Source organism: Nocardia asteroides (assembly GCF_021183625.1).
Lineage (GTDB): Bacteria > Actinomycetota > Actinomycetes > Mycobacteriales > Mycobacteriaceae > Nocardia > Nocardia asteroides_A.
Genome location: NZ_CP089214.1, coordinates 2,751,228 through 2,776,778 on the forward strand (window position 1 = coordinate 2,751,228; position 25,551 = coordinate 2,776,778).

The 25,551-nt window shown below is 72.0% G+C and carries 29 protein-coding genes and 1 pseudogene; 20 read left to right on the forward strand and 10 right to left on the reverse strand.

The annotated features are described in order from the left end of the window. Positions 1-20: 20 nt before the first annotated feature. The gene (locus tag LTT61_RS13290) at positions 21-1,229 is read left to right on the forward strand and encodes a helix-turn-helix domain-containing protein (RefSeq protein ID WP_233020266.1); all 1,209 of its coding nucleotides are present in this window, start codon (positions 21-23) and stop codon (positions 1,227-1,229) included. 57 nt (positions 1,230-1,286) lie between these two features. Here the strand turns inward: LTT61_RS13290 and LTT61_RS13295 are convergent, their stop codons facing one another. From LTT61_RS13295 to LTT61_RS13310, 4 genes are all read right to left on the reverse strand, one after another. Further along, entirely contained in the window at positions 1,287-2,498 is a 1,212-nt protein-coding gene (locus tag LTT61_RS13295) for an NAD(P)-dependent malic enzyme (RefSeq protein ID WP_233020267.1), read from the reverse strand. Positions 2,499-2,935: 437 nt separating this feature from the next. Next, positions 2,936-4,501, reverse strand: coding sequence for an FAD-binding protein (locus LTT61_RS13300; protein ID WP_233020268.1), 1,566 nt, complete (start codon positions 4,499-4,501; stop codon positions 2,936-2,938). Positions 4,502-4,608: 107 nt separating this feature from the next. After that, positions 4,609-4,875: a hypothetical protein gene (locus LTT61_RS13305; RefSeq protein WP_233020270.1), complete on the reverse strand. Its 267-nt coding sequence runs from the start codon at positions 4,873-4,875 to the stop codon at positions 4,609-4,611. Continuing rightward, positions 4,872-5,726, reverse strand: coding sequence for a PHP domain-containing protein (locus tag LTT61_RS13310; RefSeq protein ID WP_233020271.1), 855 nt, complete (start codon positions 5,724-5,726; stop codon positions 4,872-4,874). Before LTT61_RS13310 ends, LTT61_RS13305 begins: the two co-directional genes overlap by 4 nt. 38 nt (positions 5,727-5,764) lie before the next feature. Here LTT61_RS13310 and LTT61_RS13315 point away from each other — a divergent pair, with 38 nt between their 5' ends. After that, positions 5,765-6,847, forward strand: coding sequence for a magnesium and cobalt transport protein CorA (locus LTT61_RS13315; protein WP_420094780.1), 1,083 nt, complete (start codon positions 5,765-5,767; stop codon positions 6,845-6,847). Here LTT61_RS13315 and LTT61_RS13320 read toward each other — a convergent pair. Genes LTT61_RS13320 through LTT61_RS13330 form a run of 3 tightly spaced genes read right to left on the reverse strand, consistent with a single transcriptional unit; the run spans position 6,844 to position 8,888 of the window. Beyond that, on the reverse strand, positions 6,844-7,425 hold the full coding sequence (locus tag LTT61_RS13320; protein WP_233020273.1) for a suppressor of fused domain protein: 582 nt from the start codon (positions 7,423-7,425) through the stop codon (positions 6,844-6,846). The two genes, LTT61_RS13315 and LTT61_RS13320, sit on opposite strands and share 4 nt — an antisense overlap. A 2-nt stretch (positions 7,426-7,427) precedes the next feature. Continuing rightward, a complete protein-coding gene (locus tag LTT61_RS13325; RefSeq protein ID WP_233020275.1) occupies positions 7,428-7,919 on the reverse strand; it encodes a general stress protein in 492 nt (163 codons plus the stop codon). A gap of 12 nt (positions 7,920-7,931) precedes the next feature. After that, entirely contained in the window at positions 7,932-8,888 is a 957-nt protein-coding gene (locus LTT61_RS13330) for an HpcH/HpaI aldolase/citrate lyase family protein (RefSeq protein WP_233020277.1), read from the reverse strand. A gap of 76 nt (positions 8,889-8,964) precedes the next feature. On the opposite strand from LTT61_RS13330, the gene LTT61_RS13335 reads away from it, so the two are divergent. The 10 genes and pseudogenes from LTT61_RS13335 to LTT61_RS13375 all read left to right on the forward strand — a co-directional run bounded on the left by LTT61_RS13335 (position 8,965) and on the right by LTT61_RS13375 (position 16,835). Beyond that, complete coding sequence (locus LTT61_RS13335) at positions 8,965-10,254, forward strand: magnesium transporter MgtE N-terminal domain-containing protein (RefSeq protein ID WP_233020279.1); 1,290 nt, start codon at positions 8,965-8,967, stop codon at positions 10,252-10,254. Between the two features lie 43 nt (positions 10,255-10,297). Beyond that, positions 10,298-10,912, forward strand: coding sequence for a DUF1003 domain-containing protein (locus LTT61_RS13340; protein WP_233020994.1), 615 nt, complete (start codon positions 10,298-10,300; stop codon positions 10,910-10,912). Positions 10,913-11,008: 96 nt separating this feature from the next. Continuing rightward, positions 11,009-12,382, forward strand: coding sequence for a lytic transglycosylase domain-containing protein (locus LTT61_RS13345; RefSeq protein WP_233020995.1), 1,374 nt, complete (start codon positions 11,009-11,011; stop codon positions 12,380-12,382). A gap of 151 nt (positions 12,383-12,533) precedes the next feature. Continuing rightward, on the forward strand, positions 12,534-13,427 hold the full coding sequence (locus LTT61_RS13350) for a lytic transglycosylase domain-containing protein (protein ID WP_233020280.1): 894 nt from the start codon (positions 12,534-12,536) through the stop codon (positions 13,425-13,427). Between the two features lie 20 nt (positions 13,428-13,447). Further along, positions 13,448-14,584: an Mrp/NBP35 family ATP-binding protein gene (locus LTT61_RS13355; RefSeq protein WP_233020281.1), complete on the forward strand. Its 1,137-nt coding sequence runs from the start codon at positions 13,448-13,450 to the stop codon at positions 14,582-14,584. Between the two features lie 26 nt (positions 14,585-14,610). After that, positions 14,611-15,108, forward strand: a complete 498-nt coding sequence (locus LTT61_RS32945) for a DivIVA domain-containing protein (protein WP_420094781.1) — start codon at positions 14,611-14,613, stop codon at positions 15,106-15,108. After that, positions 15,105-15,707, forward strand: a complete 603-nt coding sequence (locus tag LTT61_RS13365; RefSeq protein ID WP_233020282.1) for a DNA-3-methyladenine glycosylase I — start codon at positions 15,105-15,107, stop codon at positions 15,705-15,707. The genes LTT61_RS32945 and LTT61_RS13365 overlap by 4 nt, the downstream gene beginning before the upstream one ends. A 113-nt stretch (positions 15,708-15,820) precedes the next feature. Continuing rightward, the gene (locus LTT61_RS13370) at positions 15,821-15,988 is read left to right on the forward strand and encodes a DUF3117 domain-containing protein (protein WP_011211259.1); all 168 of its coding nucleotides are present in this window, start codon (positions 15,821-15,823) and stop codon (positions 15,986-15,988) included. Next, a pseudogene (locus LTT61_RS32805) lies at positions 15,975-16,079 on the forward strand (methyltransferase type 11); the annotation flags it as partial. The gene LTT61_RS13370 and the pseudogene LTT61_RS32805, both read left to right, overlap by 14 nt. A gap of 183 nt (positions 16,080-16,262) precedes the next feature. Continuing rightward, complete coding sequence (locus LTT61_RS13375) at positions 16,263-16,835, forward strand: methyltransferase domain-containing protein (RefSeq protein ID WP_332909249.1); 573 nt, start codon at positions 16,263-16,265, stop codon at positions 16,833-16,835. 134 nt (positions 16,836-16,969) lie between these two features. Here LTT61_RS13375 and glgA read toward each other — a convergent pair whose 3' ends face one another. After that, positions 16,970-18,133 carry a glycogen synthase gene (glgA, locus tag LTT61_RS13380; protein WP_233020996.1) on the reverse strand — a complete coding sequence of 388 codons (1,164 nt, stop codon included), beginning with the start codon at positions 18,131-18,133 and terminating at the stop codon, positions 16,970-16,972. Positions 18,134-18,271: 138 nt separating this feature from the next. On the opposite strand from glgA, the gene glgC reads away from it, so the two are divergent. After that, complete coding sequence (gene glgC / locus LTT61_RS13385; protein ID WP_233020284.1) at positions 18,272-19,486, forward strand: glucose-1-phosphate adenylyltransferase; 1,215 nt, start codon at positions 18,272-18,274, stop codon at positions 19,484-19,486. Here glgC and LTT61_RS13390 read toward each other — a convergent pair. Beyond that, positions 19,483-19,728 carry a hypothetical protein gene (locus LTT61_RS13390; protein WP_233020285.1) on the reverse strand — a complete coding sequence of 82 codons (246 nt, stop codon included), beginning with the start codon at positions 19,726-19,728 and terminating at the stop codon, positions 19,483-19,485. The two genes, glgC and LTT61_RS13390, sit on opposite strands and share 4 nt — an antisense overlap. 84 nt (positions 19,729-19,812) lie before the next feature. Further along, complete coding sequence (locus tag LTT61_RS13395; protein WP_233020286.1) at positions 19,813-20,451, reverse strand: O-methyltransferase; 639 nt, start codon at positions 20,449-20,451, stop codon at positions 19,813-19,815. Positions 20,452-20,685: 234 nt separating this feature from the next. Between LTT61_RS13395 and sigE the strand changes: the two genes are divergently transcribed. The 7 genes from sigE to LTT61_RS13430 all read left to right on the forward strand — a co-directional run bounded on the left by sigE (position 20,686) and on the right by LTT61_RS13430 (position 25,551). Further along, positions 20,686-21,360, forward strand: coding sequence for an RNA polymerase sigma factor SigE (gene sigE, locus LTT61_RS13400; protein WP_233020287.1), 675 nt, complete (start codon positions 20,686-20,688; stop codon positions 21,358-21,360). 65 nt (positions 21,361-21,425) lie between these two features. Beyond that, a complete protein-coding gene (locus LTT61_RS13405) occupies positions 21,426-21,797 on the forward strand; it encodes a zf-HC2 domain-containing protein (RefSeq protein WP_233020288.1) in 372 nt (123 codons plus the stop codon). A gap of 10 nt (positions 21,798-21,807) precedes the next feature. Then, positions 21,808-23,337 (forward strand): S1C family serine protease, encoded by a 1,530-nt coding sequence (locus LTT61_RS13410; RefSeq protein ID WP_269821882.1) that lies wholly within the window; start codon positions 21,808-21,810, stop codon positions 23,335-23,337. Positions 23,338-23,371: 34 nt separating this feature from the next. Further along, on the forward strand, positions 23,372-23,806 hold the full coding sequence (gene tatB, locus LTT61_RS13415) for a Sec-independent protein translocase protein TatB (RefSeq protein WP_233020289.1): 435 nt from the start codon (positions 23,372-23,374) through the stop codon (positions 23,804-23,806). Positions 23,807-23,880: 74 nt separating this feature from the next. Further along, positions 23,881-24,732 carry a hypothetical protein gene (locus tag LTT61_RS13420; RefSeq protein ID WP_233020290.1) on the forward strand — a complete coding sequence of 284 codons (852 nt, stop codon included), beginning with the start codon at positions 23,881-23,883 and terminating at the stop codon, positions 24,730-24,732. A 121-nt stretch (positions 24,733-24,853) separates the two neighbouring features. Then, a complete protein-coding gene (locus LTT61_RS13425; protein ID WP_233020291.1) occupies positions 24,854-25,372 on the forward strand; it encodes a hypothetical protein in 519 nt (172 codons plus the stop codon). Next, complete coding sequence (locus tag LTT61_RS13430; RefSeq protein WP_233020292.1) at positions 25,369-25,551, forward strand: hypothetical protein; 183 nt, start codon at positions 25,369-25,371, stop codon at positions 25,549-25,551. The genes LTT61_RS13425 and LTT61_RS13430 overlap by 4 nt, the downstream gene beginning before the upstream one ends.

The following is a 25,551-nucleotide window of genomic DNA, read 5'->3' on the forward strand; positions in this document are numbered from 1 at the left end:
ACGGGGTGGACGGATTGCGCATGACAACCGGGGAAGTCATTCGCCGGGTACGCCGGTCGATCGGTATGACCCAGGCCGAACTCGGTGCGATCCTCGGCTACACCCAGCCCGCGATCTCGCAGATGGAGCACGACGGCTCCGCCGTCAACGATGTCCGCGTTCTTCGTCGCGTAGCCCGTGCACTACACATTCCGCTTGCCATACTGGTGGTGGATGGCGAAGAGGAGGCGGACGTGAAGCGACGCGAATTCTTCAGAGCCGGAGCCATCGGCGCTGGTGCGGCGGCCGTCGGCGCCACGCCTGCGGCTTCCGAGACTCCGGGCACGCTGCGCGTCGGCGCGTCCGACGTCGCAGCGCTCGCCGAGAGTGTCGAGCAAATCCACGGCCTGGACCTCGTGCTGGGCGGGGATCGTCTGCGTGGTCTGGCGGCGGGCCAGGTGCGCTACGCCCGGCAACTGCTCAGCATCGGCAGCTACAGCGCTGCCGTCGGCCGGGAGCTGACCGGTGCGACCGCCGAGCTGATGACCGCCGCCGGGTGGGTGCACTACGACTCAGGTCATCCCGATGAGGCCGCCCGCTACTACACCGAGGCCGCTCAGACGGCGACAGCCGCGGACGCCGGCATCGCCGCGGCACACGCGCTGGGCAATGCCAGCCACCTGATGGTCAATCGGCACGGCTCCCGAACCACCGGGGATCGGCTGGCCGTGCAGTATGCCCAGGCCGCCACCCGTGCTGCGCAGAGCCACGGCGGCCCGAAGCTCCGGGCTCTGATGGCACTCAGGGAGGCTGAGGCGAACGGTGCCCGCGGGGAGCGGGGCGAGATGACCAAGGCGATCTCGCGCGCCTTCCGTGCCTACGACTCCAGCCGGGGCTACGACCCGGACTGGGTCTATCTGCCGGAGGCCGAGATGAGCGGCGTCTCCGGCAAAGCCCACATGCGCCTCGGCGACCACGCCGCCGCCACAGCCGACCTCGAAGCCGCTATCGCGAGTTCGGCCGCCTGGCCGCGCGAACGAGCATCCTGGCAGCTGCATCTGGCGCACAACCTGATGCAGAGCGGCGATGTCGCGGCTGCCTGCGGCCGGCTCACCGACACCTTCGCCACCATCGCGGATCTCGCGTCCGCCCGGCTGCAACGGCGACTGGGAGACCTCGTCACTACCGTGCGTCCGCACTCCACGGTGCCCGAGGCGCGCACACTCCTCGGGCTGTGGGCGAATCGCTGAAAACGCAGGAACTCCCGCCGCGACAGAGCGCCTCGGCGGGAGTTCCGTAGGAAAAGATCAGGCGACGCCCTCGGCGCGGGCGGCGGCGGCGACCGCTTCGGCGACGGCGGGGGCGACCCGCGGGTCGAGCGGGCTGGGCACGATCTTGTCCGGGCCCAGCTCGTCGGCGACGACGCCGAGGATGGCGTTGGCGGCGGCGAGCTTCATGCCCTCGGTGATCCGGCGGGCGCCCGCGTCGAGCGCGCCCTTGAAGACGCCGGGGAAGGCGAGGACGTTGTTGATCTGGTTCGGGAAGTCGCTGCGGCCGGTGGCGACGATGGCGGCGTACTTGCGCGCCACCTCGGGGTGGATCTCCGGGTCCGGGTTGGACATGGCGAAGACGATCGACTCCGGCGCCATCGAGGCGATGAGCTCCTCGGCGATCAGCCCGGCGGAGAGCCCGAGGAAGACGTCGGCGCCTGCCAGCGCCTCGGCGGCGCCGCCGTTCAGCCCGCGCGGGTTGGTGCGGCCTGCCAGCTCGGCCTTGACCGCGTTCAGGTCGCCGCGCTCCCGGCTCACGATGCCCTTGGAGTCCAGCACGGTGACGTCGGCGACGCCGGCCAGGAGCAGGATGTTGGTGCACGCGACGCCCGCCGCGCCCGCACCGGAGACGACGACCTTGAGGTCGGCGATGTCCCGGCCCTGCACCCGCGCGGCGCCGTTCAGCGCGGCGAGCACCACGATGGCGGTGCCGTGCTGGTCGTCGTGCATGACGGGGCAGTCGAGCGCCTCGATCACGCGCTGCTCGATCTCGAAGCAGCGCGGGGCGGAGATGTCCTCCAGGTTCACCGCGCCGAAGCTGGGGCGCAGCCGGATCAGGGTCTCGACGATCTCGTCGACGTCCTTGGTGTCCAGCACGATCGGGATGGAGTTCAGGTCGGCGAACTTCTTGAACAGCGCCGCCTTGCCCTCCATGACGGGCAGCGAGGCGCGCGGGCCGATGTCGCCGAGGCCGAGCACCGCGGTGCCGTCGCTGACCACGACCACCAGCCGGTCGGTCCAGGTGTAGCGCTTGGCGAGCGCCTCGTCCTGCGCGATCGCGCGGCTCACCTGGGCGACGCCCGGGGTGTAGGCGATCGACAGGTCCCGCTGGGTCTCCAGCGGGGACGAGAGCTCGACGGAGAGCTTGCCGCCGAGGTGGCCCGCGAAGATTTCGTCGTGGGTGATCGCAGAAAGGCTGGCCGCGTCGTCGGCGCTGCGGTCCGCGGTGGCGTTCGGTGCGTCAGTCACAGGTGACACGATTTCACTCCTGCTCGGGGCGTGGCTAGACCGGGAAACGGTTACCGCCGGGTATTCGGTATGAGGTGTCTCACGAGGTTCATCGATGCCGCTACCGGCCCTTTCCGGACTGGTTGTGATTTTCGTCACGCAGCATCGGATACCGGCGAGTACCGGGCGGGCGGAACGAGAGCGCGGAGCCGGACGGGGTCATCCGGACCTGAGATCGATACTGATCCACGTGGTGCGACGGTACGTCGCGCGACGGAGCCAGCGGAACTCCGAACCCGGCGGTGGCACAGGAGCGGAATCCGACCCATTGTGCCAGCCGGCCTCGCTCGGCGCCAATCCGGTGCGCCCGTCGCAACCTCATCGTCCGAGCGTAGGCCCTCGGAATTACCCGCAGGTGAGCAAAGGCTTGCCGTTCTCCCCCGCGCTGCGGTGAGGGATCAGGCGGTGCGCGGCGGCGCCGCTGTGAGGCTCACGGGCAGCGGGTCGCGGCGCAGCCAGACGGCGTCCAGCCCGCCGACCCGGATGCGGGCGCGCCCGCTCGGCTCGGCATCGGGGTGATCGGTGCGGCGGTGCAGCCCCCGGCTCTCGGTGCGGGCCAGCGCGGCGTGCGCGCTCCAGCGGGCGGCGGCGAGCAGCGCGACGGCCTGGCGCGAGCGCAACGCGCTCGCGCCGCTGCCGCCGAGCTCGAAGCGGGCGGCGGGCCAGAGGCCGTCGAGTTCGGCGACGGTGTCGCGCAGCGTGCCCGCGCTGCGCCAGTAGCTGCGGCGCGGCGGGACGGTGTGCTCGCGCACCGAGCCGACCACGGCGCGCGGGTCGAAGCGGCACACCGCGCGCAGCCCGGCGGGCACCGCCCCCGACCCCTGCGGCACCCGCACCGGCACCGGCCCGCCGACCCCGGCGAAGACCGCGGCCCCCGAACCGGCCCACACCCCGGAGGCGATGGCCCATGCTCCGCCGTGCCCGCCACCGGCCCCGACCACCCCCTCGCGCGAGGTGACATCGCCCGCGGCGAAGAGCCCGGGCACGGTGGTCGCGCCGTCACCGGCGGTCACCAGCCCGCCCGACCCGAGCACGGTCCCGTGCAGCACCGGCCGCAGCGGTACCCGGCCCTGCTGGTCGAGCACCCGGTACCGCAGCACCTGCCTGCGCGCGGCGGCGGAGAGCGCCGCGGTCCCCGCGAAGACGCCGCGGCCGCGGGCCAGCGCCTCGAAGAGCTCGGCCCCGGCGAGCGGGGCGCCGGCGCGGTCGTGCAGCGCGGCGCCGTGCAGCGGGGAGCCCGCGCCGAGCCCGAAGGGCGCGCCGCCCATGGCCGGGATCAGGGCGTAGGCCCCGGCGAACTCCATGCCGGAGAGCTCGGCGCCCACCTCGGCCCCGAAGAGCAGCCCGTCACCGGTGTCCACCTCGGTGCCCGGCGCGCCGGAGCCGAAGGCGCAGCCGCCGGTCGCGAGCACGACGGCTCGCGCGCTCGCCGTCCAGGTCCGGCCGCCGGAGCGCAGCCCGGTGGCCGCGCAGACCACGCCGTCGACATCGGTCAGCAGCCGCAGCGCGGGGTGGCTGTCCCGGATCACGACGCCGAGCGCGAGCGCGTAGCGGCGCAGCGCCCGCAGGTACATGACCCCGCTGACCCGCACCCGGGCGGGCAGCGGGCCGCCGGGCCCGGCCGGATCGTCCTCACCCGCGACGACGGTCGGCACCGGTGTCGCCCGCAACCCGCGGTGCGCGAGCCGGGTGAGCCGCTGGTAGCTCTCGTCCAGGACGGCGTGGATCAGCCCCGCGTCGCCGAGCCCCGCGCCGTGCGCCAGCGCGGCCGCCACCGCGTCGGCCCGCCCCGACGGCAGCACCGCCCAGAGCGCGGTGCTCCCGACCGCCATCGGGCCGGAGGCACCGCAGCGGCCCTTGTCGGCGAGCACAACGCGGGCACCGGCCCCGGCCGCCGCGATCGCGGACCAGAGGCCGGCCGGTCCCCCGCCCAGGACGAGCACATCGGTCTCGAAGGCCTCCACGGAAACCAATGTTCGGGCACAGTTCACCGACCCGCAACCATTGGGACCACCACCGAAAGGTGTGTCGTGTCCCGACCGTTACCCAGGTCGCGGAGAGCGCCGGAAACCTATCCCCACCACTGCGTCCACAGCAACCACCCGGCTGCCGCCAACACCACCAGCGCGGCCCCGAGAACGGCGAACCCCCGCTTCCGATCGGCGAACACCTGCGCCACCACGACCACCACCGCCAGCCCCAGGTGCCAGGCCAGCGACTCCCCGCCGGGCCCGGGAAACCCGCGCCGCCCGGCCAGCACCGCGGCGCCGAGCACCACCAGCGCCAGGATCACCACCCCGGCCGCGACCGCGCCGCTCAAGCCGCGCAGCAGCCTCACGGCGCGATCACCTCGGCGCCGGTCGCCGCCGCCACCAGCTTCTCGAACTGCGCGGGCTCGGTGCTGCACGCGCCGAGCGCGATGGTCTTGTTCGCGCCGTGATAATCCGAGGAACCCGTGCACAGCAGCCCGAGCTCGGCGGCGAGCTCGCGCAGCAGCGCGCGGTCGGCGGCGGGGTGATCGGGGTGGTCGACCTCGAGCCCGCCCAGCCCGAGCGCGGCCAGCTCGCGGATGTCGGACACCGCGAGCAGCCTGCCCCTGGCCCGCGCCCTGGCGTGCGCGATCACGCTGACCCCGCCCGCGGCCGCGATCATCTCGACCGCGCGGTGCAGCGGGGTGTCGGCCTTCTCCTCGTAGTAGGGGCCGTCGGGCGCGAGCAGGTGCCGGAAGGCGGCGTCCACCGTCGGCACCACTCCCGCCTCGACCAGCGCGCGGGCCAGGTGCGGCCGCCCCGCCGCCGGACCCGCCGCGGCCAGCACCGCCTCGGGATCGACCGGGAGCCCATCGGCCGCCATCCGCTCGGCCATGGCGCGCAGCCGCTCGACCCGCTCGCCGCGCAACCGCTCGCGCTCGGCGGCGAAGGCGGGGTCGGCGGGGTCGAAGAGGTAGGCCAGCAAGTGCGTGGCGACCGGGTAGCCGTCCTCACCGAGCCCGACGCACGACATCTCCATGCCGCGGACGAGGGTCAATCCGGGTGGCCGCGCGTCCACCGCCTCGGCCCAGCCCGCGGTGGTGTCGTGGTCGGTGATGGCGACGACGTCCACTCCGGCGGCAGCGGCATTGCGCACCAGTTCCGCCGGGGAGTCGGTGCCGTCGGAGGCCGTGGAGTGGGTGTGGAGATCGATGCGCACGGCGCCCAGTCTTCCAGCGCCGGCCGTAGCATCGTCCGGTGCCTACCATTCCGCCGCTGCCGTTCCGCGGCCGCGGCACCGGGTCGTCGGCGGCCACCGCCGTCCACCGGGTGCCGGTCCCGACCGCGCGCGCCATCGTCGACTGCGCGGTCTACGTGGACGGCGAGCGGCTGCCGGGCCGCTTCACCCACGAGTCCGCGCTGGCCGAGGTGCGCAGCCGGGGCACCGGGTTCGTCTGGATCGGGCTGCACGACCCGGACGAAACCCAGATGCGCGACGTCGCCGCCGTGTACGGGCTGCACCAGCTGGCCGTCGAGATCGCCACCGAGCAGCACCAGCGCCCCAAGCTGGAGCGGTACGACGACACCCTGCTGCTGGTGCTGCGCACGGTCAAGTACGTCGAGCACGACCTGCACAGCGTCAGCGAGATCGTGGAGACCGGGCAGATCGTGGTCTTCACCGCCAAGGAGTTCGTGCTCGCGGTGCGCAGGGGCGAGCACTCCGGGCTGATCGAGCTGCGACACACCCTGGAGCAGAACCCGGCGCAGCTGGCGCTCGGCCCCGGCGCGGTGCTGCACGCCATCGCGGACAAGATCGTGGACGCCTACATCGCGGTGGCGCAGTCCATCGAGGAGGACATCGACGAGATGGAGGAGGAGGTCTTCACCCCGCGCAGCCGGGTCGGCATCGAGTCGATCTACCAGCTCAAGCGCGAGGTGGTGGAGCTGCGCCGGGCGGTGAACCCGCTGGCCGCGCCGCTGCAGCTGCTCAGCCGCAACACCGACCTCCCGGTGCCGAAGGAGGTGCGGCGCTACCTGCGCGACGTCGCCGACAACCACACCTCGGTCGCCGAGCGGATCAACGACTTCGACGACGCGCTCAGCGCGCTGATCAGCGCCGCGCTGGCGAAGGTCGGCGTGCAGCAGAACACCGACATGCGCAAGATCTCGGCCTGGGTCGCGATCGCCGCGGTGCCGACGATGATCGCCGGCATCTACGGCATGAACTTCGACCACATGTGGGAGCTGCACCAGACCTGGGGCTATCCGGCGGTGCTCACCCTGATCGCGGCGGTCTGCACCCTGCTCTACGTCAACTTCCACCGGAACAACTGGCTCTAGAGCTGGGCCACCCCGCGGTTCGGGTCGCGCACGTCGATCCCGGCCTCGGACCACGCCTCGCGCAGCGCGTCGGCGCCGCGCAGCCGCACCCAGGCCGCCTCGGTGGCGGTCACCGGGGTCACCGTCAGGTAGCGCACCGGCTCGGCGGGCTCGGGCAGCTCGACCTCGGGGATGTCGCTCGCGCCGAGCAGCACCGCGGTGAAGGGGGCGTCCCGCCAGATCGGCTCGCTCAGGTCGAGCAGCGCGTCGGCCTGCAGCACGACGCCCTCCACCGCGGGCGAGGCGGCGAGCACGCCGAGCGTGCGGGCCAGCCCGGCGGCGGCGCCGAGCCCGGCGTGCAGGGTGAGCGTGAGCTCGGCGCGCGGGCCCTTGACCGGGTCGGCGAGCAGGTCGCCCGGGTCGCCCATCGGGTGCCGGGAGCCGCCGAGTGTGAGGTAGTGCACATAGTCCCCGGAGACCAGCCGCAGGATCTCGATGGGCTCCAGGCCGAGGAAGGTCACCGAGGCCGAGTCGACCCCGGTCCGGTCCGTGCCGAAGTGCCCGAGCACGCCGGAGCGGACCCGTTCGATCACATCCATGCTCAGATCGCCAGCCGCGCCAGCATGTCCCTGGCCTGCTCGGCCGCCTTGGGATCGCAGAGGACGTCGTAGCGCCCGGCCACCAGCTGCATGGTGGAGGCGAAGTCGCGCTGGCCGCGGGTGGCGGCGTACGGAATCGAGGTGGAGATCACCCCGAACACGATGCCACCGAGCAGCCCGACCAGCAGCGGGCCGATCGCGCCTCCGGTGGTGAACAGGCTGAGCAGCAGGCCGAGGAAGAGCCCGAGCCAGGCGCCGGAGACCACGCCGCCGCCGATCACCTTGCCCCAGTTCAGCCGGTAGAGCACCCGCTCGACCTGCATGAGGTCGACGCCGACGATGGTCACGTTCTGTACCGGGAACTGGTTGTCGGCCAGGTAGTCCACGGCCCGCTGCGCCTCGGCGTAGGTCGGGTAGGAGCCGACCGGCCAACCCGACGGCGGGGTGGGCAGGCCCTGCCCACCCCGGCCGGAATTCCCCAGGGGATTCGTCATGTCCCCATTGTGCTATTCCGCCGCGGACTCCGGCGGGGTGAAACGCGTGGTTCGCGTCATCCCCGCGGCCCTGCCCTGCTCCGCGACCACCTGCGCCATCTTCGCGCTCGCCTCGTCGATCATCTCGTCGCCGAGCATGACGGCGCCGCGCGCGCCGCCGTCGACGGAGGTGTGGAAGGCGTAGGCGTCCAGGATCTCCTCGGCCTTGTCGTACTCGGCCTGGCGCGGGCTGAAGATCTCGTTGGCGGCGTCCACCTGGGTCGGGTGCAGCACCCACTTGCCGTCGAAGCCGAGCGCGGCGCTGCGCCCGGCGGCTCGCCGGAAGCCATCGAGGTCGCGGATTTGCAGGTAGGGGCCGTCGATCGCCTGCAGCCCGTGCGCGCGGGCGGTGAGCAGGATGGTCATCAGGATGTGGTGGTAGGCGTCGCCCGGCTCGTACCCCTGCGGCTGCTCGCCGACGACGAGGGTCCGCATGCGGATGCTCGCCATGAAGTCGGCCGGGCCGAAGACCAGGGCCTGCACCCGCGGGCTGGCGGTGGCGATCTCGTCGATGTTGCGCAGCCCGATGGCGTTCTCGATCTGCGGCTCGATGCCGATCCGCCCCGGCTCCAGCTGATGCGCCTGCTCCAGCTGGGTGAGCAGCAGGTCGAGCGCGCGCACCTGGCCGCCGTCGGTGACCTTGGGCAGCACGATGGCGTCGAGCTGCGAGCCCGCGCCCTCGACGACGGTGATCACGTCGGCGTAGGTCCACGGCGTCGTCCAGTCGTTCACCCGGACCACGCGCAGCTGCTCGCCCCAGCCACCCTCGTTCAGCGCGGCGACGATGGTGGCCCTTGCCGCCGCCTTGGCGACCGGCGCGACGGCATCCTCCAGGTCGAGGAAAACCTCGTCCACCGGAAGCCCCTTGGCCTTGGCGATCATCTTCGGATTGCTGCCCGGTACGGCGAGCACGGAACGGCGCGGCTTCATGAACCCTCCTCCTGTAGTCGCTCAGCTGCCGTGGCGCGACGCGGAGCCCGAACGGGGAACCTCTAGCCTGGCAGCCATGGCAGCTACCAGGGTGTACGTCGCCCGGCTCGCCGGTCTGGCGGTGCTGGGACCGGACGGGGAGTCTATCGGCAGGGTGCGCGACGTAGTGGTCGCCGTCCGCTACGACCGGCAACAGCCCAGGGTGCACGGGTTGGTGGTGGAGCTGCCGACCCGGCGGCGGATCTTCGTGCCCATGCTCAGGGTGACCGCGATCGAGCCCGGCGTGGTGACGCTGAACACCGGGACGGTGAGCCTGCGCCGCTTCACCCAGCGCCCCGGCGAGCTGCTCGCCATGGCGCAGATCGTGGACTCCTCGGTCCGGGTGCACGACTCCGACCTGCCCGACCTGGACGACATCGACGTGCTCGTGGTCGACCTCGGCATCGAGCTCGGCCGGACCAGGGACTGGCGGGTCACCCGGGTCGCGGTGCGCGGGCACCGCAGGCTCGGCAGGCGGCGCACCGTGCACGTGGTCGACTGGGTGCGGGTCACCGGGCTCACCCCGTACGAGATCGGCAGGCCGGGGCAGGACGTCACCCAGCTGCTGGCGCAGTTCGAGGGGCTGCGCGCGGCCGACGTCGCGCAGATGCTGCGCGAGCTGCCGGAGAAGCGCCGGGTCGAGGTGGCCGAGGCGCTGGACGACGAGCGCCTCGCCGACGTCGTCCAGGAGCTCTCCGACGACGACCAGGTGCGGCTGCTCGGCAAGCTGGAGGTCGGCCGGGCCGCGGACGTGCTGGAGGCGATGGACCCCGACGACGCCGCCGACCTGCTCGGCGAGCTGCCGACCGGCGAGCGGGAGTCGCTGCTCGCGCTGATGGACCCGCAGGAGTCGGAGCCGGTGCGCAGGCTGCTGCAGCACTCCCCGGACACCGCGGGCGGGCTCATGACGCCGAAGCCGGTGATCCTCACCCCGGCGACCACCGTCGCCGAGGCGCTGGCCCGGGTGCGCAACCCGGACCTCACCCCCGCGCTCGCCTCGATGGTCTTCGTGGTGCGCCCGCCGACATCCACCCCCACCGGCCGCTACCTCGGCTGCGTGCACCTGCAGGCGCTGCTGCGCGAGCCACCCGCCCACCTGATCGGCGGCATGCTCGATTCCGCGCTCTCACCCCTGCTGCCGGACATGTCGCTCTCCGCGGTCACCCGGTACTTCGCCACCTACAACCTGGTCTGCGGCGCCGTCGTGGACGCCGAGAACCACCTGCTCGGCGCGGTGAGCGTGGACGACGTGCTCGACCACCTGCTCCCCGAGGACTGGCGCGACCAGGAAGAACTACCGGAAGGGGTCACGACCGGTGACCGATGACAGCCTGGTCCGCACCGTCCCGAACACCGGAGGCAGCCGCCCGGTGAACCCGGCGCGGCAACGGCTGGAGACCCCCGCCGCGGGCGGCCGCTTCCGCATCGACTGGGACTCCGACGCGCTGGCCAGGGGCAGCGAGCGGGTGGCGCGCTTCCTCGGCACCGGCCGCTACCTGGCGATCCAGACCTGCGTCGTCATCGTCTGGATCCTGCTCAACGTCTTCGTCATCGCGCTGCGCTGGGACCCGTACCCGTTCATCCTGCTCAACCTGGCCTTCTCCACCCAGGCCGCGTACGCCGCGCCGCTGATCCTGCTGGCGCAGAACCGGCAGGACAACCGCGACCGGGTCTCGCTGGAGGAGGACCGGCTGCGCTCGGCCCAGACCAAGGCCGACACCGAGTTCCTGGCCAGGGAGCTGGCCGCGCTCCGCATCGCCGTCGGCGAGGTCGCCACCAGGGATTACCTGCGCCGCGAGCTGGACGAGATGCGCGAGGTGCTCGACCGCATCGAGGCCGCCGCGGGCGGGCCCGGCGACCCGGGACGATCCGGGAAGCCGGTCAAGGCGAATCGCAAGAAGAGTGCCGTGCGGACAGCGGCGCCGCCGGCCGGACCGGAGGAGCGTACGGAAAACGATCTCGGGAATCGACCGACAACGTTCTGACCGGTGGGTAACCTGGATACCGTTGTCCAGAGCAGCTGCAGGGAAGGGGATGTCCCGGACAGTTGCTCCCAAGACGATAGATTGGTGAGTGGTCACGTGCGCAAATCTGCCCCGATCACGGTGTCACTACTGGTAGCAGCGGGTTTGGCGTCCGTCGGCTCCGGGTCGATGGTCTCGGCCCGCGATGTCGGCGACGCGGGCGAAGCGCTGCTGGTGGGGTCCACCGGGAATGGCACAGACATCGGAGTCGATCCGTCCCAGACACCGCAGTCCCGGGTTGTCGGGCTGCTTCCGCTCGACAACAGCGGGATAGCGCGCGAATTGCGGGCGGTTGTCCCGCCGGCGGATGGTGCTGTTCCGGTGGGTGCCGGGCCGGTGCTGCGGAGTATCGCGTTGCCGTCGGGGTCGGGGTTGCTCGGTATTCCGGAGGTGGTGTTGGCGGCGTATCGGAATGCGGAGTTGGCGTTGGCGTCGGCGCAGCCGGGGTGTGGGGTGTCGTGGAGTCTGCTGGCGGGGATCGGGCGGATCGAGTCGGGGCATGCGGGTGGGGGCCGCACGGATGCGGCGGGGACGACGGTGACGCCGATTTTCGGTCCGGCGTTGGATGGTTCGTTGCCGGGTAACGAGGTGATCGCGGCGTCGGGTGGTGGGTTCGTGCGGGCGGTGGGGCCGATGCAGTTCCTGCCGTCGACGTGGGCGCATTACGCGGCGGACGGTAATGGTGACGGTGCGTCGGATCCGCACAATGTGTTCGATGCGGCGTTGGCGGCGGGGAAGTATCTGTGCAGTGGGGGGTTGGATCTGCGGGATCGGGCGCAGGAGTTGCGTGCGGTGTTGCGGTACAACAATTCGATGTCGTACGCGGCGGATGTGTTGAGTTGGTCGGCGGCGTATCGGACGGGTGGGTCGCCGTCGGCGGGGCGGGTCTCGCCGGAGGCGATCGCTCCGGGGTCGGGGGGCTGGGGCAATACGCCCGGCGTGCTCGCCGCCTCCGCGCCGGGCACCACCGTCCCGGCCGCCGTTCCCGGCACCACCGGGCCGGACGGCCTGCCGCTGGAGGACCCGGCGCCCGCTACGACGAGCACCCCGGTCCCCGAGCCGATGATCACCATTCCCGGGCTGCCGCCGATCCCCTGCGGCATCTTCTGCCCGCCCGCGCAGCCGCAGGGCCGCACGCTGCCGCAGACCGGCCCGCAGCCGCCGCAGGGCGAGAACCTGCCGCAGCCCGGCCCGCAGGCCCCGCGTGGCGAGAATCTGCCGCAGCCGGGTCCGCAGGCTCCGCAGGGGCAGGCACTGCCGCAGGGCCAGCCGGATCGCCCGCTCGGCCCGGACGGCAAACCGCTGGAATTCGGCCCGGACGGGCAGCCGGTCGCCCCGGCCCAGGACCCGGCGGCCCCGCCGCCCGGACTGGTGCTCCCCTTCGGGATCACCATCCCGCTGCCCGCACCCCCGGCCCCGCCCGTTCCGTGATCGGCAGAAACCGCCGATCACAATCGGATCACGAATAAACCGCCAGGTCAGCCCGGTTAAACACAATGCGCATCACGAAGGGGTAACAAAAACATCTCGGCTGCGGTAGCCTCTGATCGTCCGAGCGTCGAGCATGGAGGGTCACCGCACCGTGGGGCGTCACCGTAAGCAGCATTCCGCGTCCTTCAAGCGCAGCTCGGTTCTCGCGCTGACCGGCCTGGTACCGGCCGGCCTCGCGGCCGTGACCGCGACGACGAACATCAGCCCGGCGGCCGTCGCGCAGCACCTGCCGAACCCGCGTGACCTGCTCACCAACGAGCAGGGCGACGTGCTGGAGCCGGAGACGACGAACCCGGACGCCGCCGAGGTCGTCGGCGCCCAGCCGGTCGCCGCGGTGGCCACCGCCGAGCACGCCATGGCGAAGCCGTCCGCGCCCCCCGTGGTCAAGACGGTGGCGCTGGCGGGCGACCGGGCCATGGCCGACCTGCCATCGGGCTCGCTCGGCATCCCCGGCATCGCGATCGCCGCGTACCAGAACGCCGAGGACCGGCTCGCCGTCGAGAACCCCGACTGCCACATGGGCTGGTCCACCCTGGCCGGGATCGGCCGGGTCGAGTCGACGCACGTCTACGGCGGCAAGGCCGACCGGGACGGCAACCCGCTCAAGCCGGTCTACGGCCCGGTGCTGGACGGCTCGCTCTACGGCAACAACGTCATCCGCGACAGCGACGGCGGCTCGCTCGACAACCTCGGCGGCTACGACCGCGCCATCGGCCCCATGCAGTTCCTGCCTGCGACCTGGACCAAGTTCGCCGCCGACGGCAACGGCGACGGCATCGCCGACCCGCAGAACCTCTTCGACGCCACGCTCACCGCGGGCAAGTACCTCTGCCACGGCGGCCTCGACATGCGCGACCTCTCGCAGCAGACCAAGGCGATCCTGCGCTACAACAACTCGATGGCCTACGTCGCCAACGTCATGGCCTGGGCGAACTCGTACAGCAGCAACGTCGCGCCGAAGCCCGCGGACCTGCCCCGCATCTGACGCCACTAGACTCGGTTCTCATGTCAGTGGTAACGGAAGCGGACGTGCGGGGCGCCCTCGCCAAGGTGGACGACCCGGAGATCCGCAAACCGATCACCGAACTGGGCATGGTGAAGAGCATCGGCGTCGCCGACTCCGGTGACGTGCACGTCGAGGTCTACCTGACCACCGCCGGATGCCCGATGCGGACCGAGATCAGCCAGCGGGTCAGCCGCGCGGTCTCCGACGTGCCCGGCGTCGGCGCGGTAACCGTCGAACTCGACGTGATGAACGACGAGCAGCGCACCGAGCTGCGCAAGTCGCTGCGCGGCGACTCCGCCGAGCCGGTCATCCCGTTCGCCCAGCCCGGGTCGCTCACCCGCGTCTACGCGGTCGCCTCCGGCAAGGGCGGCGTCGGCAAATCCAGCGTCACGGTGAACCTGGCCGCCGCCATGGCGGCGCGCGGGCTCTCCGTCGGCGTGCTCGACGCCGACATCTACGGCCACTCCATCCCGCGCATGCTCGGCACCGACGCCCGCCCCACCCAGGTCGAGCGGATGATCATGCCGCCGGTCGCGCACGACGTGAAGATGATCTCGATCGCGCAGTTCACCCAGGGCAACACCCCGGTGGTCTGGCGCGGCCCGATGCTGCACCGGGCGCTGCAGCAGTTCCTCGCCGACGTCTTCTGGGGCGATCTGGACGTGCTGCTGCTCGACCTGCCGCCCGGCACCGGCGACGTCGCCATCTCCATCGCCCAGCTCATCCCGGGCGCGGAGATCCTCGTCGTCACCACGCCGCAGCCGGCCGCCGCCGAGGTGGCCGAGCGCGCGGGCGCCATCGCGCTGCAGACCAGGCAGCGGATCGCCGGCGTGGTGGAGAACATGTCCTGGCTGGACCTGCCGAACGGCGACCGGATGGAGCTCTACGGCTCCGGCGGCGGCCAGGCGGTGGCCGACCGGCTCACCCGCGCGGTCGGCGCGACGGTGCCGCTGCTCGGGCAGATCCCGATCGAGCAGGCGGTGCGCGAATCCGGCGACGACGGCACCCCGATCGTGCTGCGCGACCCGGACAGCCCGGCGGCCAAGGCGCTGCTCGAGGTCGCCGACAAGCTGGCCGTGCGCAGGCGCGGGCTGGCTGGCATGTCGCTCGGCATCGACACCACCCGGCACCTGTAGCCCGGCCGCACCAATAAGCTCGGGGCATGCTCACGCTGCTGCTGTACGTGCTGATCGTCGGGTTGGTGGCCGCGGTGCTCTTCCTGCTGGCGGGCGCCGTCTTCGGCCGGGCCGAGGAGCTCGGGCCGCTGCCCGAGAGGACGACCGCGACCGTGCTGCCCGCCGCAGGCATCGCGGGCGCCGACGTGCGCTCGCTCCGCTTCCAGCAGGTGGTCCGCGGGTACAAGGCCGTCGAGGTGGACTGGGCGCTGGCCCGGCTCGCCGAGCGGATCGACGAACTCCAGCACGAACTCGCGCTGGCGCACGCCGGGCGCGACGGTGCGTCCTCGGAGCAGCGGGCCCCGCAACCCGCGGTCCCCGCTGTCTCGCACCCCGGCTCGGGAGAATTCCCGCCTCCCGCCCGGAACGGGATATTCCGCACCGGAGAATTCGCCGTGCCGTCCACCGGCGACATTTCGGCCCCCGTCCCGGAACAACCCCGCCCGCGCCGCATCTCCCGCCCCGGCGATTCGGCGAATCCGTGACCTCCCCGGCCGACGACGGCCGCATCCGCTGCCCCTGGCCGCTCGGCTCTCAGCTCTACCTCGACTACCACGACACCGAATGGGGCCGCACCCTGCACGGCGACGACGCGCTCTACGAGCGGATGTCGCTGGAGGCATTCCAGTCCGGGCTCTCCTGGATCACGATCCTGCGCAAACGCCCCGCCTTCCGCGCCGCCTTCGCCGATTTCGCGATCGAGCGCGTGGCCGAGTTCGGCCCGGCCGAGGTCGAACGGCTGCTCACCGACGCGGGCATCGTGCGCAACCGGGCGAAGATCGAGGCCACCATCGCCAACGCCAGGGTCGCCGCCGAGCTGGACGGCGGGCTGGACGCGCTGCTCTGGTCGTTCGCCCCGCCCGCGCGGCCACGCCCGCGCACCGGGGCCGAGATTCCCGCCGTGACCCCGGAATCCACCGCCATGGCGCGCGCGCTGAAAAAGCGCGGATTCCGCTTCGTCGGGCCAACGACGGCATATGCCCTGATGCAGGCGGTGGGAATGGTGGACGACCATGTCGCCGACTGCTGGGTGCGGTTCGAGGACTCGTTTTCGAACGCACCTGTCCGAGAAGAAGCGGGATAGGGAAGAATAGAACCCGGTGTATCTCGTCGATTGTCGGCGGGGTGCGCCGGTTGGTGACAACTGGAGTTCCGAGAAGTGCGCGAAATAGCGCGCAGATCTGGAGGGAGCAGAGGATGGCGGCCATGAAGCCCCGTACCGGGGACGGTCCCCTCGAGGCAACCAAGGAAGGGCGTGGGATCGTCATGCGGGTTCCACTCGAGGGTGGCGGACGGCTGGTCGTCGAGCTCACACCGGATGAAGCGGCTGCACTGGGTGACGAACTGAAGAGTGTCACCAGCTAGCAGCGCGGTACTCGCCGAGCTCGCCGAGTTACTCGCGTGTCCGAATTGCGGACTCGCGCTCGACGCCGCCGGCGGCGCGCTGCGGTGCGCCGGCGGCCATAGTTTCGACCTCGCACGCCAGGGATACGTCAGCCTGCTCACCGGTGCCGCCAGCCGGTTCACCGGTGATACGGCCGACATGCTCCAGGCTCGTTCCGATTTTCACGCGCGGGGTCATTTCGCTCCGGTCGCCGCGGCGGTCGCCACCGCCGCGGCGCCCCCGGAGGGAAACGGCGTGCTGCTCGAAATAGGGGCGGGCAACGGCTACTTTCTCGGCGCGGCGCTCGATGCCGCGCCCGGCGCCTGCGGGATCGCGCTCGACATCGCCAAACCCGCCGCGCGCCGCGCCGCCCGGGCCCATGCGCGCGCCGCCGCGGTGCTCGCCGACGTGTGGCGCGGGCTCCCGCTGCGCCCCGCCGCCGTCGACACCGTGCTCACGGTCTTCGCCCCGCGCAACCCGGCCGAGGTGGCGCGGGTGCTCGCCCCCGGGGGGCGGTTCGTCGTCGCCACGCCCACCGAGCGGCACCTCGCCGAGCTGATCGGGCCGCTCGGGCTGGTCCGGGTCGACCCGGACAAGGAGCGCAAGCTGGCGGCCGCGCTGGCCGCGGATTTCTCCGCGCTGGGAACAGAGATCGTCGAGTACCCGATGACGCTCACCCGCGCCGACGCCGCGCTCCTGGTGCACATGGGCCCATCGGCCTTCCACGCGGGCGCCGAGACCGTCGCTCGGATCGCGGCCCTGCCGGACGAACTCCGGATCACCGCATCCGTCCGCATCGGCACCTACGGCCCCCGCGCCGCGTCCTGACCTGCCGCAGCCCCCGGTGCCGCCCGGCAGCCCCCCGAGCGGCACCCCGCACCCGCGCACCTCGGTGAACACCGAGCGGACCGCACACCCGCGCACGTCGGTGAACCCCGCGCGGCACCGCACAGCCGCGTGCGTCAGCGCAGCGAGCGGTACACCGCTTCCGTCTGCTCGGCGATGCGCGCCCAGTCGAATTCGGCGATGGCCCGCTCGCGCCCGGCCGCGCCGTACCGCGCCGCCAGCTCCGGATCGGCGGCGACCCGGTTCACCGCCTCGGCCAGCCCGCGCTCGTACTCCGCGGCGGCGGCCGGGTCGTAGCGCACCAGGTTCCCGGTCACGCCCTCGACCACCACCTCGGGAATCCCGCCGACATCCGAGGCGACGACGGCGGTCCCCGCCGCCATCGCCTCCAGGTTCACGATGCCGAGCGGCTCGTACACCGACGGGCAGACGAAGACCGCCGCGGCGGCGAGGATCTGCCTGATCTGCTCGGTGGGCAGCATCTCGCGCACCCAGAAGATCCCGCTCCGCCGCTCGCGCAGCTCGGCGACGGCCGCGATGACCTCGGCCTCCAGCTCGGGCGTGTCCGGTGCGCCCGCGCAGAGCACCAGCTGGATCTCCGGGTCGAAATCGCGCGCGGCGGCGAGCAGGTGCCCGACCCCCTTCTGCCGGGTGATCCGCCCGACGAAGGCGACGATCGGCCGATCGCGGCGCACACCGAGCTCGTCGAGCACCCGCGGCGCCCCGTCCGCGGCCGCGCCCGGATGCCAGAGCGTCGCGTCGATGCCGTTGCGCACCACGTGCACCCGCCCTGCGTCCAGCGCCGGGTAGGCGTCGAGCACGTCGTGCCGCATGCCGTCGCTGACCGCGATCACCGCGTCCGCCAGCTCCACGGCGTTGCGTTCGGACCACGAGGAGAGCCGGTACCCGCCGCCGAGCTGCTCGGCCTTCCACGGCCGCCGCGGCTCCAGCGAGTGCGCGGTGAGCACGTGCGGGATCCCGTAGAGCGTGCTCGCGAGGTGCCCGGCCAGCCCGGTGTACCAGGTGTGCGAATGCACCACGTCGAAGTCGCCGACGGCGCCGGCCATCCGGACCTGGGTGGAGATCATCCGCAGCGCGGCATTGGCGCCGTCCAGCTCCGGATCGGGGGCGTGCACAACGGCATCCGCCCGCGGAACGCCCATGCAGTGCACCGTGACCTCGCACAACCGGCGCAGCCGCGCGGTCAGCTCGGTGACGTGCACCCCGGCACCGCCGTATACCTCGGGTGGGTACTCCCGAGTCATCATCGCGACCCGCAGCCGCGGGTCCGAATGCCCCTGCCCGTCGGAGCGCGCTGCCGAGCGTTCGCCGTCCGTGCCGAAACTCACCGGTCCCAAACTAGACGCTCCTGCCTGCCCGGGCCACTCGCCCGGCGGTGGCACGGTAGTTTGGGCTTCGTGAGGAGCCAGCCGCACGTACTCGGGATCGTGCTCGCCGGTGGCGAGGGCAAGCGACTATTTCCCCTCACCGCGGATCGTGCCAAACCGGCCGTTCCGTTCGGAGGGGCCTATCGACTCATCGACTTCGTGCTGAGCAACCTGGTCAACGCCGGGTTCCTCCGGCTCTGTGTGCTGACGCAGTACAAGTCGCACTCGCTGGACCGGCACATTTCGCAGACGTGGCGGCTCTCCGGCTTCGCCGGCGAGTACATCACCCCGGTGCCCGCTCAGCAGCGGCTCGGGCCGCGCTGGTACACCGGCAGCGCGGACGCGATCATGCAGTCGCTGAATCTCATCTACGACGAGGACCCGGAGTACATCGTGGTCTTCGGCGCCGACCACGTGTACCGGATGGACCCGGAGCAGATGGTGCGGCACCACATCGACTCCGGCGCGGGCGTCACCGTCGCCGGGATCCGGGTGCCGCGCAGCGAGGCCAGCGCCTTCGGCTGCATCGATTCGGACGAGACCGGCCGGATCACCCAGTTCCTGGAGAAGCCTGCGCACCCGCCGGGCACCCCGGACGACCCCAACGTGACCTTCGCCTCGATGGGCAACTACGTCTTCACCACCAAGGTGCTGGTCGACACGATCAAGGCGGACGCGGAGAACTCCGACTCCGACCACGACATGGGCGGCGACATCATCCCCACCCTGGTCGCCGCGGGCGAGGCGAGCGTCTACGACTTCGCCGACAACGAGGTGCCCGGCGCCACCGCCCGCGACCACGGCTACTGGCGCGACGTCGGCACCATCGACGCCTTCTACGACGCGCACATGGACCTGGTCTCGGTGCACCCGGTCTTCAACCTCTACAACCGGCACTGGCCGATCCGCGGCGCGGCGGAGAACCTGCCGCCCGCCAAGTTCGCGCAGGGCGGGCTGGCGCAGGAGTCGATCGTCGGCGCGGGCAGCATTCTCTCCGCGGCCACCGTGCGCACCTCGGTGCTCAGCTCCAACGTCATGATCGACGACGGCGCGACGGTGGAGGGCAGCGTGCTCATGCCCGGCGTGCGGATCGGCCGGGGCGCGGTGGTGCGCCGGGCCATCCTGGACAAGAACGTCGTCGTCGGCGAGGGCGAGATCATCGGCGTCGACCTGGAGCGCGACCGCGAGCGCTTCGCGGTGAGCAACGGCGGCGTCGTCACCGTCGGCAAGGGCGTCTGGGTCTAGCGGCAGGCGAACGGGTAGCAGTTGCCCGGCTGGCTCGGGATGGTCGTGTTGGTGTGCGGCCGGTCGCTGGAGTTGCCGCCGCCGAGCATGATGGCGAGCACGATGGCGATCACCACCACCAGCAGCACGCCGATGAAGGCGCGGATCAGCCAGCGCTGCAGGCCGTCCCCGCCGCTGTTGGTGGCGGCCGCCTCGGTGGTCTCCACCGCGATGTACGTACTGCCGCCGCGTCCCCAGATCATGCCGCACCTCGATCTCGTTGCCGGGCCGTCCCTTTGAACAGCTTACGGCCCGAATACCCCCGTGCGGGACCGGAAATCGCCGGTTCAGCCCCGGCTGGCGCAGAGCAGGCCGTCACCGACCGGGATGAGCACGCTGGTCAGCCGCGGATCCTCGGCGACCGCGCGCAGCGCGGCGCGCACCGCGTGCGTGGTGGCATCGCGCTGCGCCGGGTCCGGCACCCGGCCGCCGAGCAGCGCGTTGTGCAGCAGGATGGCGCCGCCGTCGCGGAGCAGCCGCACGCCCTCCGCCACGTATTGCGGGTGCTCGATCGGCGCGGCGTCGACGAAGACCAGGTCGTAGGCGCCGTCGGCGAGCCGGGGCAGCACGTCGAGCGCGCGGCCGTTGATCAGCCTGGTGCGCGCGGTGGGGATCTCCGCGGCGCGGAACGCCTCCTTGGCGGCGCGCTGGTACTCGTACTCCGGGTCGATGGTGGTCAGCGTGCCGTCCTCGCGCATGCCGTCCAGCAACCACAACCCGCTGATGCCTGCCCCGGTGCCGACCTCGACCACCGCGCGGGCGGCGAGCAGCTGGGCGTACATGCTCAGCAGCGCGCCCACCGACGGCGGCACCGGTGCCACGCCGAGCTCGAGTGCCCGTTCGCGGGCGCCGACGAGGATCTCGTCCTCCACGACCGAGTCCTCGACGTAGGCGAGGGTGCGCTCCAGGTTCGATGCCACGACCATGAGGCTAATGCGGACCAGGCGGTACCGGGTCGCTCCACGCGCCCGCGCGATTTTCTCAGCTCACCCTCAGCCTCTATATATCCAGGGCATATGACGGCAGGAGAGAGTGTGAACCACGCGGAAACCGCTGGACGGTAAACGCGGGCGACGGGAACAACGATGCACCCCCTGTCGGTTGTCACCGTCGACGACCCGCGGCGTTTACGGTCCCTAGTAGGAGGTAGCCCCATCCACATGGTCGATGCGGCGAGAGAATACGCCACCCTGCCGGAACATCCCGAGCCGGGCGACTTCGATGCCACCGATGCGGTTGCCGAGGATTCGCCGGAAAACCTGACCGGAACCGCCGCCTTCGACGCGACCGGTGACCGCTCCGCCATGCCGTCCTGGGAGGAGCTCGTCCGCGAGCACGCCGACCGGGTCTACCGGCTGGCCTACCGCCTCTCCGGCGACGCCCAGGACGCCGACGACCTCACCCAGGAGACCTTCATCCGGGTGTTCCGCTCGCTGCAGAGCTACCAGCCCGGCACCTTCGAGGGCTGGCTGCACCGCATCACCACCAACCTCTTCCTCGACATGGTCCGCAGGCGCAACCGCATCCGGATGGAGGCGCTGCCGGAGGACTACGACCGGGTGCCCGCCAACGGCCCGACCCCGGAGGACGTCTACCACGACGCCAGGCTCGACCCGGATCTGCAGTCCGCGCTGGACTCGCTGGCCCCCGAGTTCCGGGCCGCGGTCGTGCTGTGTGACATCGAGGGGCTCTCCTACGAGGAGATCGGCGCCACGCTCGGTGTCAAGCTGGGTACCGTGCGCAGCCGGATCCACCGCGGCCGTCAGGCCATCCGGGATCACCTTGCGCATAATGGAGCACAGCAGCGGTCCAACGCTGACTCGACGATCGGGTGACCCGGCAGGGTCGGCGTCACCCACCTGCTGTGGTCGATGTCGATAGTCGGAAGGGTGAGCACCGAATGAGTGGCGACTCCAGCGCGTCGGGCCGGCCGCCCCGGTTCCACGCCACCGAGCACCTGGCCAGCGAAGCCGTCGCGGCCTATGTCGACGGCGAGCTGCGGATGAACGCCTACCTGCGCGCGGCCCAGCACCTCGCGGCCTGCCCGGAGTGCGCCGCCGAGGTGGACGCCCAGCAGCAGGCGCGGATCGTGCTGCGCCGCTCCGGCGCGGTGTCGGCCCCGCACGGGCTGCACGACAGCCTGAGCCGCATCCCGTTCGCCGAGCCGCAGCCCGGCCCCGCGCACCGGGAGAACCGCCGTGACGAGGCGGTCTTCGGCTTCCTGTCGGAATCGTTCACCGCGACCCGGTGGACAACGTGGTGGCGCAAGTAGAGTTCACCGGGTGACCACCGAATCGACGAATCCCGGATCGGCCGACACCTCGGATTCGGCGCCGAACCGGGGGAATCTGCGGCCGCCGGACGCCCCGGTGCTCGGCCCGCGCCCGGTGTACCGGCCGCACATCGATACGCACACCGCCTCCACCTTCCGCAGGCCCTCCGGGCTGAGCGGCTCGTTCGCCGCGCACGACCAGGCGCGCGCCGCCGGAAGCGGCCCGGACCCGGTCCCGCAGCGCCCGCCGGACACCGTGCTGGCCGAGGCGTTCGGCAGGCCGGAGGGCTCCGCCGAGCTGCTGCAGCGCGACCCGGACGCCACCGAGCGGGACGATCGGATCGCAGGCCCCGCCGACCCGTGGCGCGATCCCGCCGCGGGCGCCAGGCTCGGCGCCCCCGCGCTGCCCACCCCGAAGCCGGCCACGCTGCCCGCCGCCGAGCGGCTGACCGCGCGCGAGGTGCTCTTCGGGTCGCGGGTCGCGCCGCGGGCGCTGGCCGTGCTCGCCGCCGCCGCGCTGGTGATCGGGCTGCTCGGCGGGCTGGTCGGCAGGCTCACCGCGGAGACGGCCTCCACCCTGACCTCACGCAAGGTCACCCTGGAGCAGGTCGAGGGCGGCGAGGAGCCGCACGGCCAGATCGCCGCGGTGGCCGACGCGGTGCTGCCCGCGGTGGTCTCCATCCGGGTCACCGTCGGCGACAACGGCGCCACCGGCTCCGGCGTGGTGATCGACGGCGCCGGGTACGTGGTCACCAACAACCACGTGATCTCGATGGCCGCACAGGACACCAGCGGCCGCGCCGCCATCCAGGTCACCTTCAACGACGGCACCCGGGTGCCTGCCAGGATCGTCGGCCGCGACCCGAAGACCGACCTCGCCGTGATCAAGGTGGAGGCGAACAACCTGACCGTCGCCCAGCTCGGCAAGTCCGAGGAGGTGCAGGTCGGCGACGACGTGCTCGCCGTCGGCTCGCCGCTCGGGCTGAGCAAGACCGTCACCTCCGGCATCGTCAGCGCGCTGCACCGGCCGGTGAAGCTCTCCGGCGAGGGCAGCGACACCAACGCCGTGATCGACGCGGTGCAGACCGACGCCTCGATCAACCCGGGCAACTCCGGCGGCGCGCTGGTGGACATGCAGGGCCGGGTGGTCGGCATCAACTCCGCGATCCGCTCGGAGACCGGCGGCTCGGTCGGGCTCGGCTTCGCCATCCCGGTGGACGTGATGACCGAGGTCGCGCAGACGCTGATCCGGGACGGCGAGATGCACCACCCGATGATCGGGGTCAGCGCCAACACCAGGCAGGTCGCGAACGAGGTGATGAGCGGCGCCGCGGTGGCCGACGTGCAGCCGGACGGCCCGGCCGCCAAGGCCGGGATCGTCGAGGGCGACGTGATCGTGAAGGTCGGCGACCGCGAGGTCACCGGGCCGGACGAGCTGGTGGTCGCGGTGCAGACGCGCAAGATCGGGGAGACGGTGAACGTCACGCTGATCCGGGACGGCAGGCAGGTGGACGTTCCGGTCACGCTGCAATCCGACTGACCGGTCGGCCGCGGTCGGAGGGTAGCCTGGAGCGGTGTTCAGCAATATCGGCTGGGGCGAGTTCGTCATCCTCATCGTCGCCGCCCTCGTAATCCTCGGTCCGGAGCGGTTGCCCGGCGCCGTGCGCTGGACCACGCGCAGCCTCAGGCAGGTACGTGACTACGCCAGCGGCGCCACCTCCCAGCTCCGGGAAGAACTCGGGCCGGAATTCGACGATCTGCGCAAGCCGCTCGCCGACCTGAACGAGCTGCGCGGAATGTCGCCGCGGGCGATGGTCACCAAGCATCTGCTGAACGGCGACGAGTCGATCTTCCGCGATCTGGAGCGGGCCGTGCCGGACACGAACGACCTGTTCGGTACGGGTGGCGCCATGCCGGACTACCCGAAACCGACCGGTCCGAGCCTGACGAAGGACGTCAAACCGTTGGGGCACAACGAGCGTCCGCCGATCGACACCGACGCCACCTGATCATGCCGCTGACCGGCCGGGAAGCGTCAAGCAGGCTAGACGCAGGATGCTGGTCGTCTGTCTAGACTTCGCACATGTCGGCCGATGACGTGGCACGGGTCTTTGCGATCGAGGACAAGGTCGATCGACTCAAGGCGGCAACCGAGGGAGTCGCGGCGGCCCAGCAGACCATCAACGAGCTCACCCGGATCCGCCGCGCGGTCATCCGCGAGTTGCACGACGAGGGCTGGACGTTCGCGAGAATCGGTGCCGCCGCGGGTCTTTCCCGGGCCAGAATCCACCAGGTGAGTACCCAGGGCCCGGCGCCCGAGGGGTTGTTCTTCGGGCACGGGGCATTGCGCGTGCTCGTCCCCGAGGTCAGGGCGGGGCGCGTGCTCGGCGCGCCGGACCCGGCGGCCGCGCAGCGGCTCGCGGAGCTCCTGCGCCAGCTGGGCTTCGCCGTGGTGGTGGAGAACTTCCTGCCCGGGCGCCCGCTGGACCTCAACCGGGACGGGCTGATCGTGCTCGGCGGCCCCGAGCTCTCCCCCAGCCTGCGCCAGCTGGTGACCGCCGATCCGCGGTTGCGCCGCACCATCACCCGGGCGGGCGATGCCAGGCGCGGGATCGAGGATCGCGCGGCGCGGCGGGTCTACCGGCCGGGCGGCCCCGAGCCGCACGACATCGCCTACCTGGCCCGGCTACCCCGGCCCGACGGGCGCGGCACGATCCTGGTGATCGACGGGCTGCATCCGCCCGGCTCGCTCGGCGCGGTGCGGCTGCTCGCCACCCGGCTGGCGACGCTGCACGAGCGGGCCGACAGCCACCTGTTCTCCGTGCTCATCGCGGTGAAATACGAACGGGCGACCGGGGAGCCGGTCGATGCCGACCTGCTCACCCCGGTCTACCGGCACGATGCCGACCCGCGCCCGGCCCGGCTGCGGCGCTGAACCGGCCATACCCCGCCGCACTCGATTGTGTTGGAGTTCACCGCCGCTTCCGGCCCACCTTTCCTACGTTCGTGTTTGAATTGCTGCGCGATAACTGATGGGCAGTAAGGTGAACTCCGTGGTGGCGACCTCCGATGACGGCGGGTTCCGCGTCCCGGCCGTGGCGAGCGATACCGGCGCGCTGGTGACCCATCGGATGACCTACAGCGACCGGCTCCGCGTCTTCATCGGCCCCGACGAGGCGGTGGCGCGGTACCTGCGCCCGCTGCGCGGGCTCGACGGCAGGCGGCGCTACGCGCTGAACCTCGCCCGGCTGCCGATCCCGCTGCCCGCCACCGGGATCACGCTCGCCGACAGCACCGCCTTCGGCGGCAACTTCGTGCAGTGCCTCGGCGCGGCCGACGCGCTCACCATCGAGCTGTGCCGCACCGGTGGCGGCGGGCCGCCGCGGCACTACGTGCTCGGGTTGCCCGGCGCCAGGACCGGGGCGCCCGGCGTGCCCATCCCGTGCGGCAGCGCCGACCGGTACGTGCACGCGGACGAGATGTTCACCGCCGCGCACGCCGCCCAGGTCTTCACCGAGTACTTCCACAGCGGCGACGTGCCCGCCGGATTCCAGCTGCGCGGGAACGGGCCGTGAGCGAGCCGGCCTTCGTCCTGCTCGCCCTGGCGATCTCGGCGCTGGCGCTCGGCACCGCGCTGATCCTGCGCCTGCGCCGCCCGCGCGAGAACGAACAGGTCTCCGTGGACGAACTGCGCGCCCGCCTCGCCGCCGAATCGGAGCCGCCGGGGGCGACGACCGATTCGGCGGACGGGTAA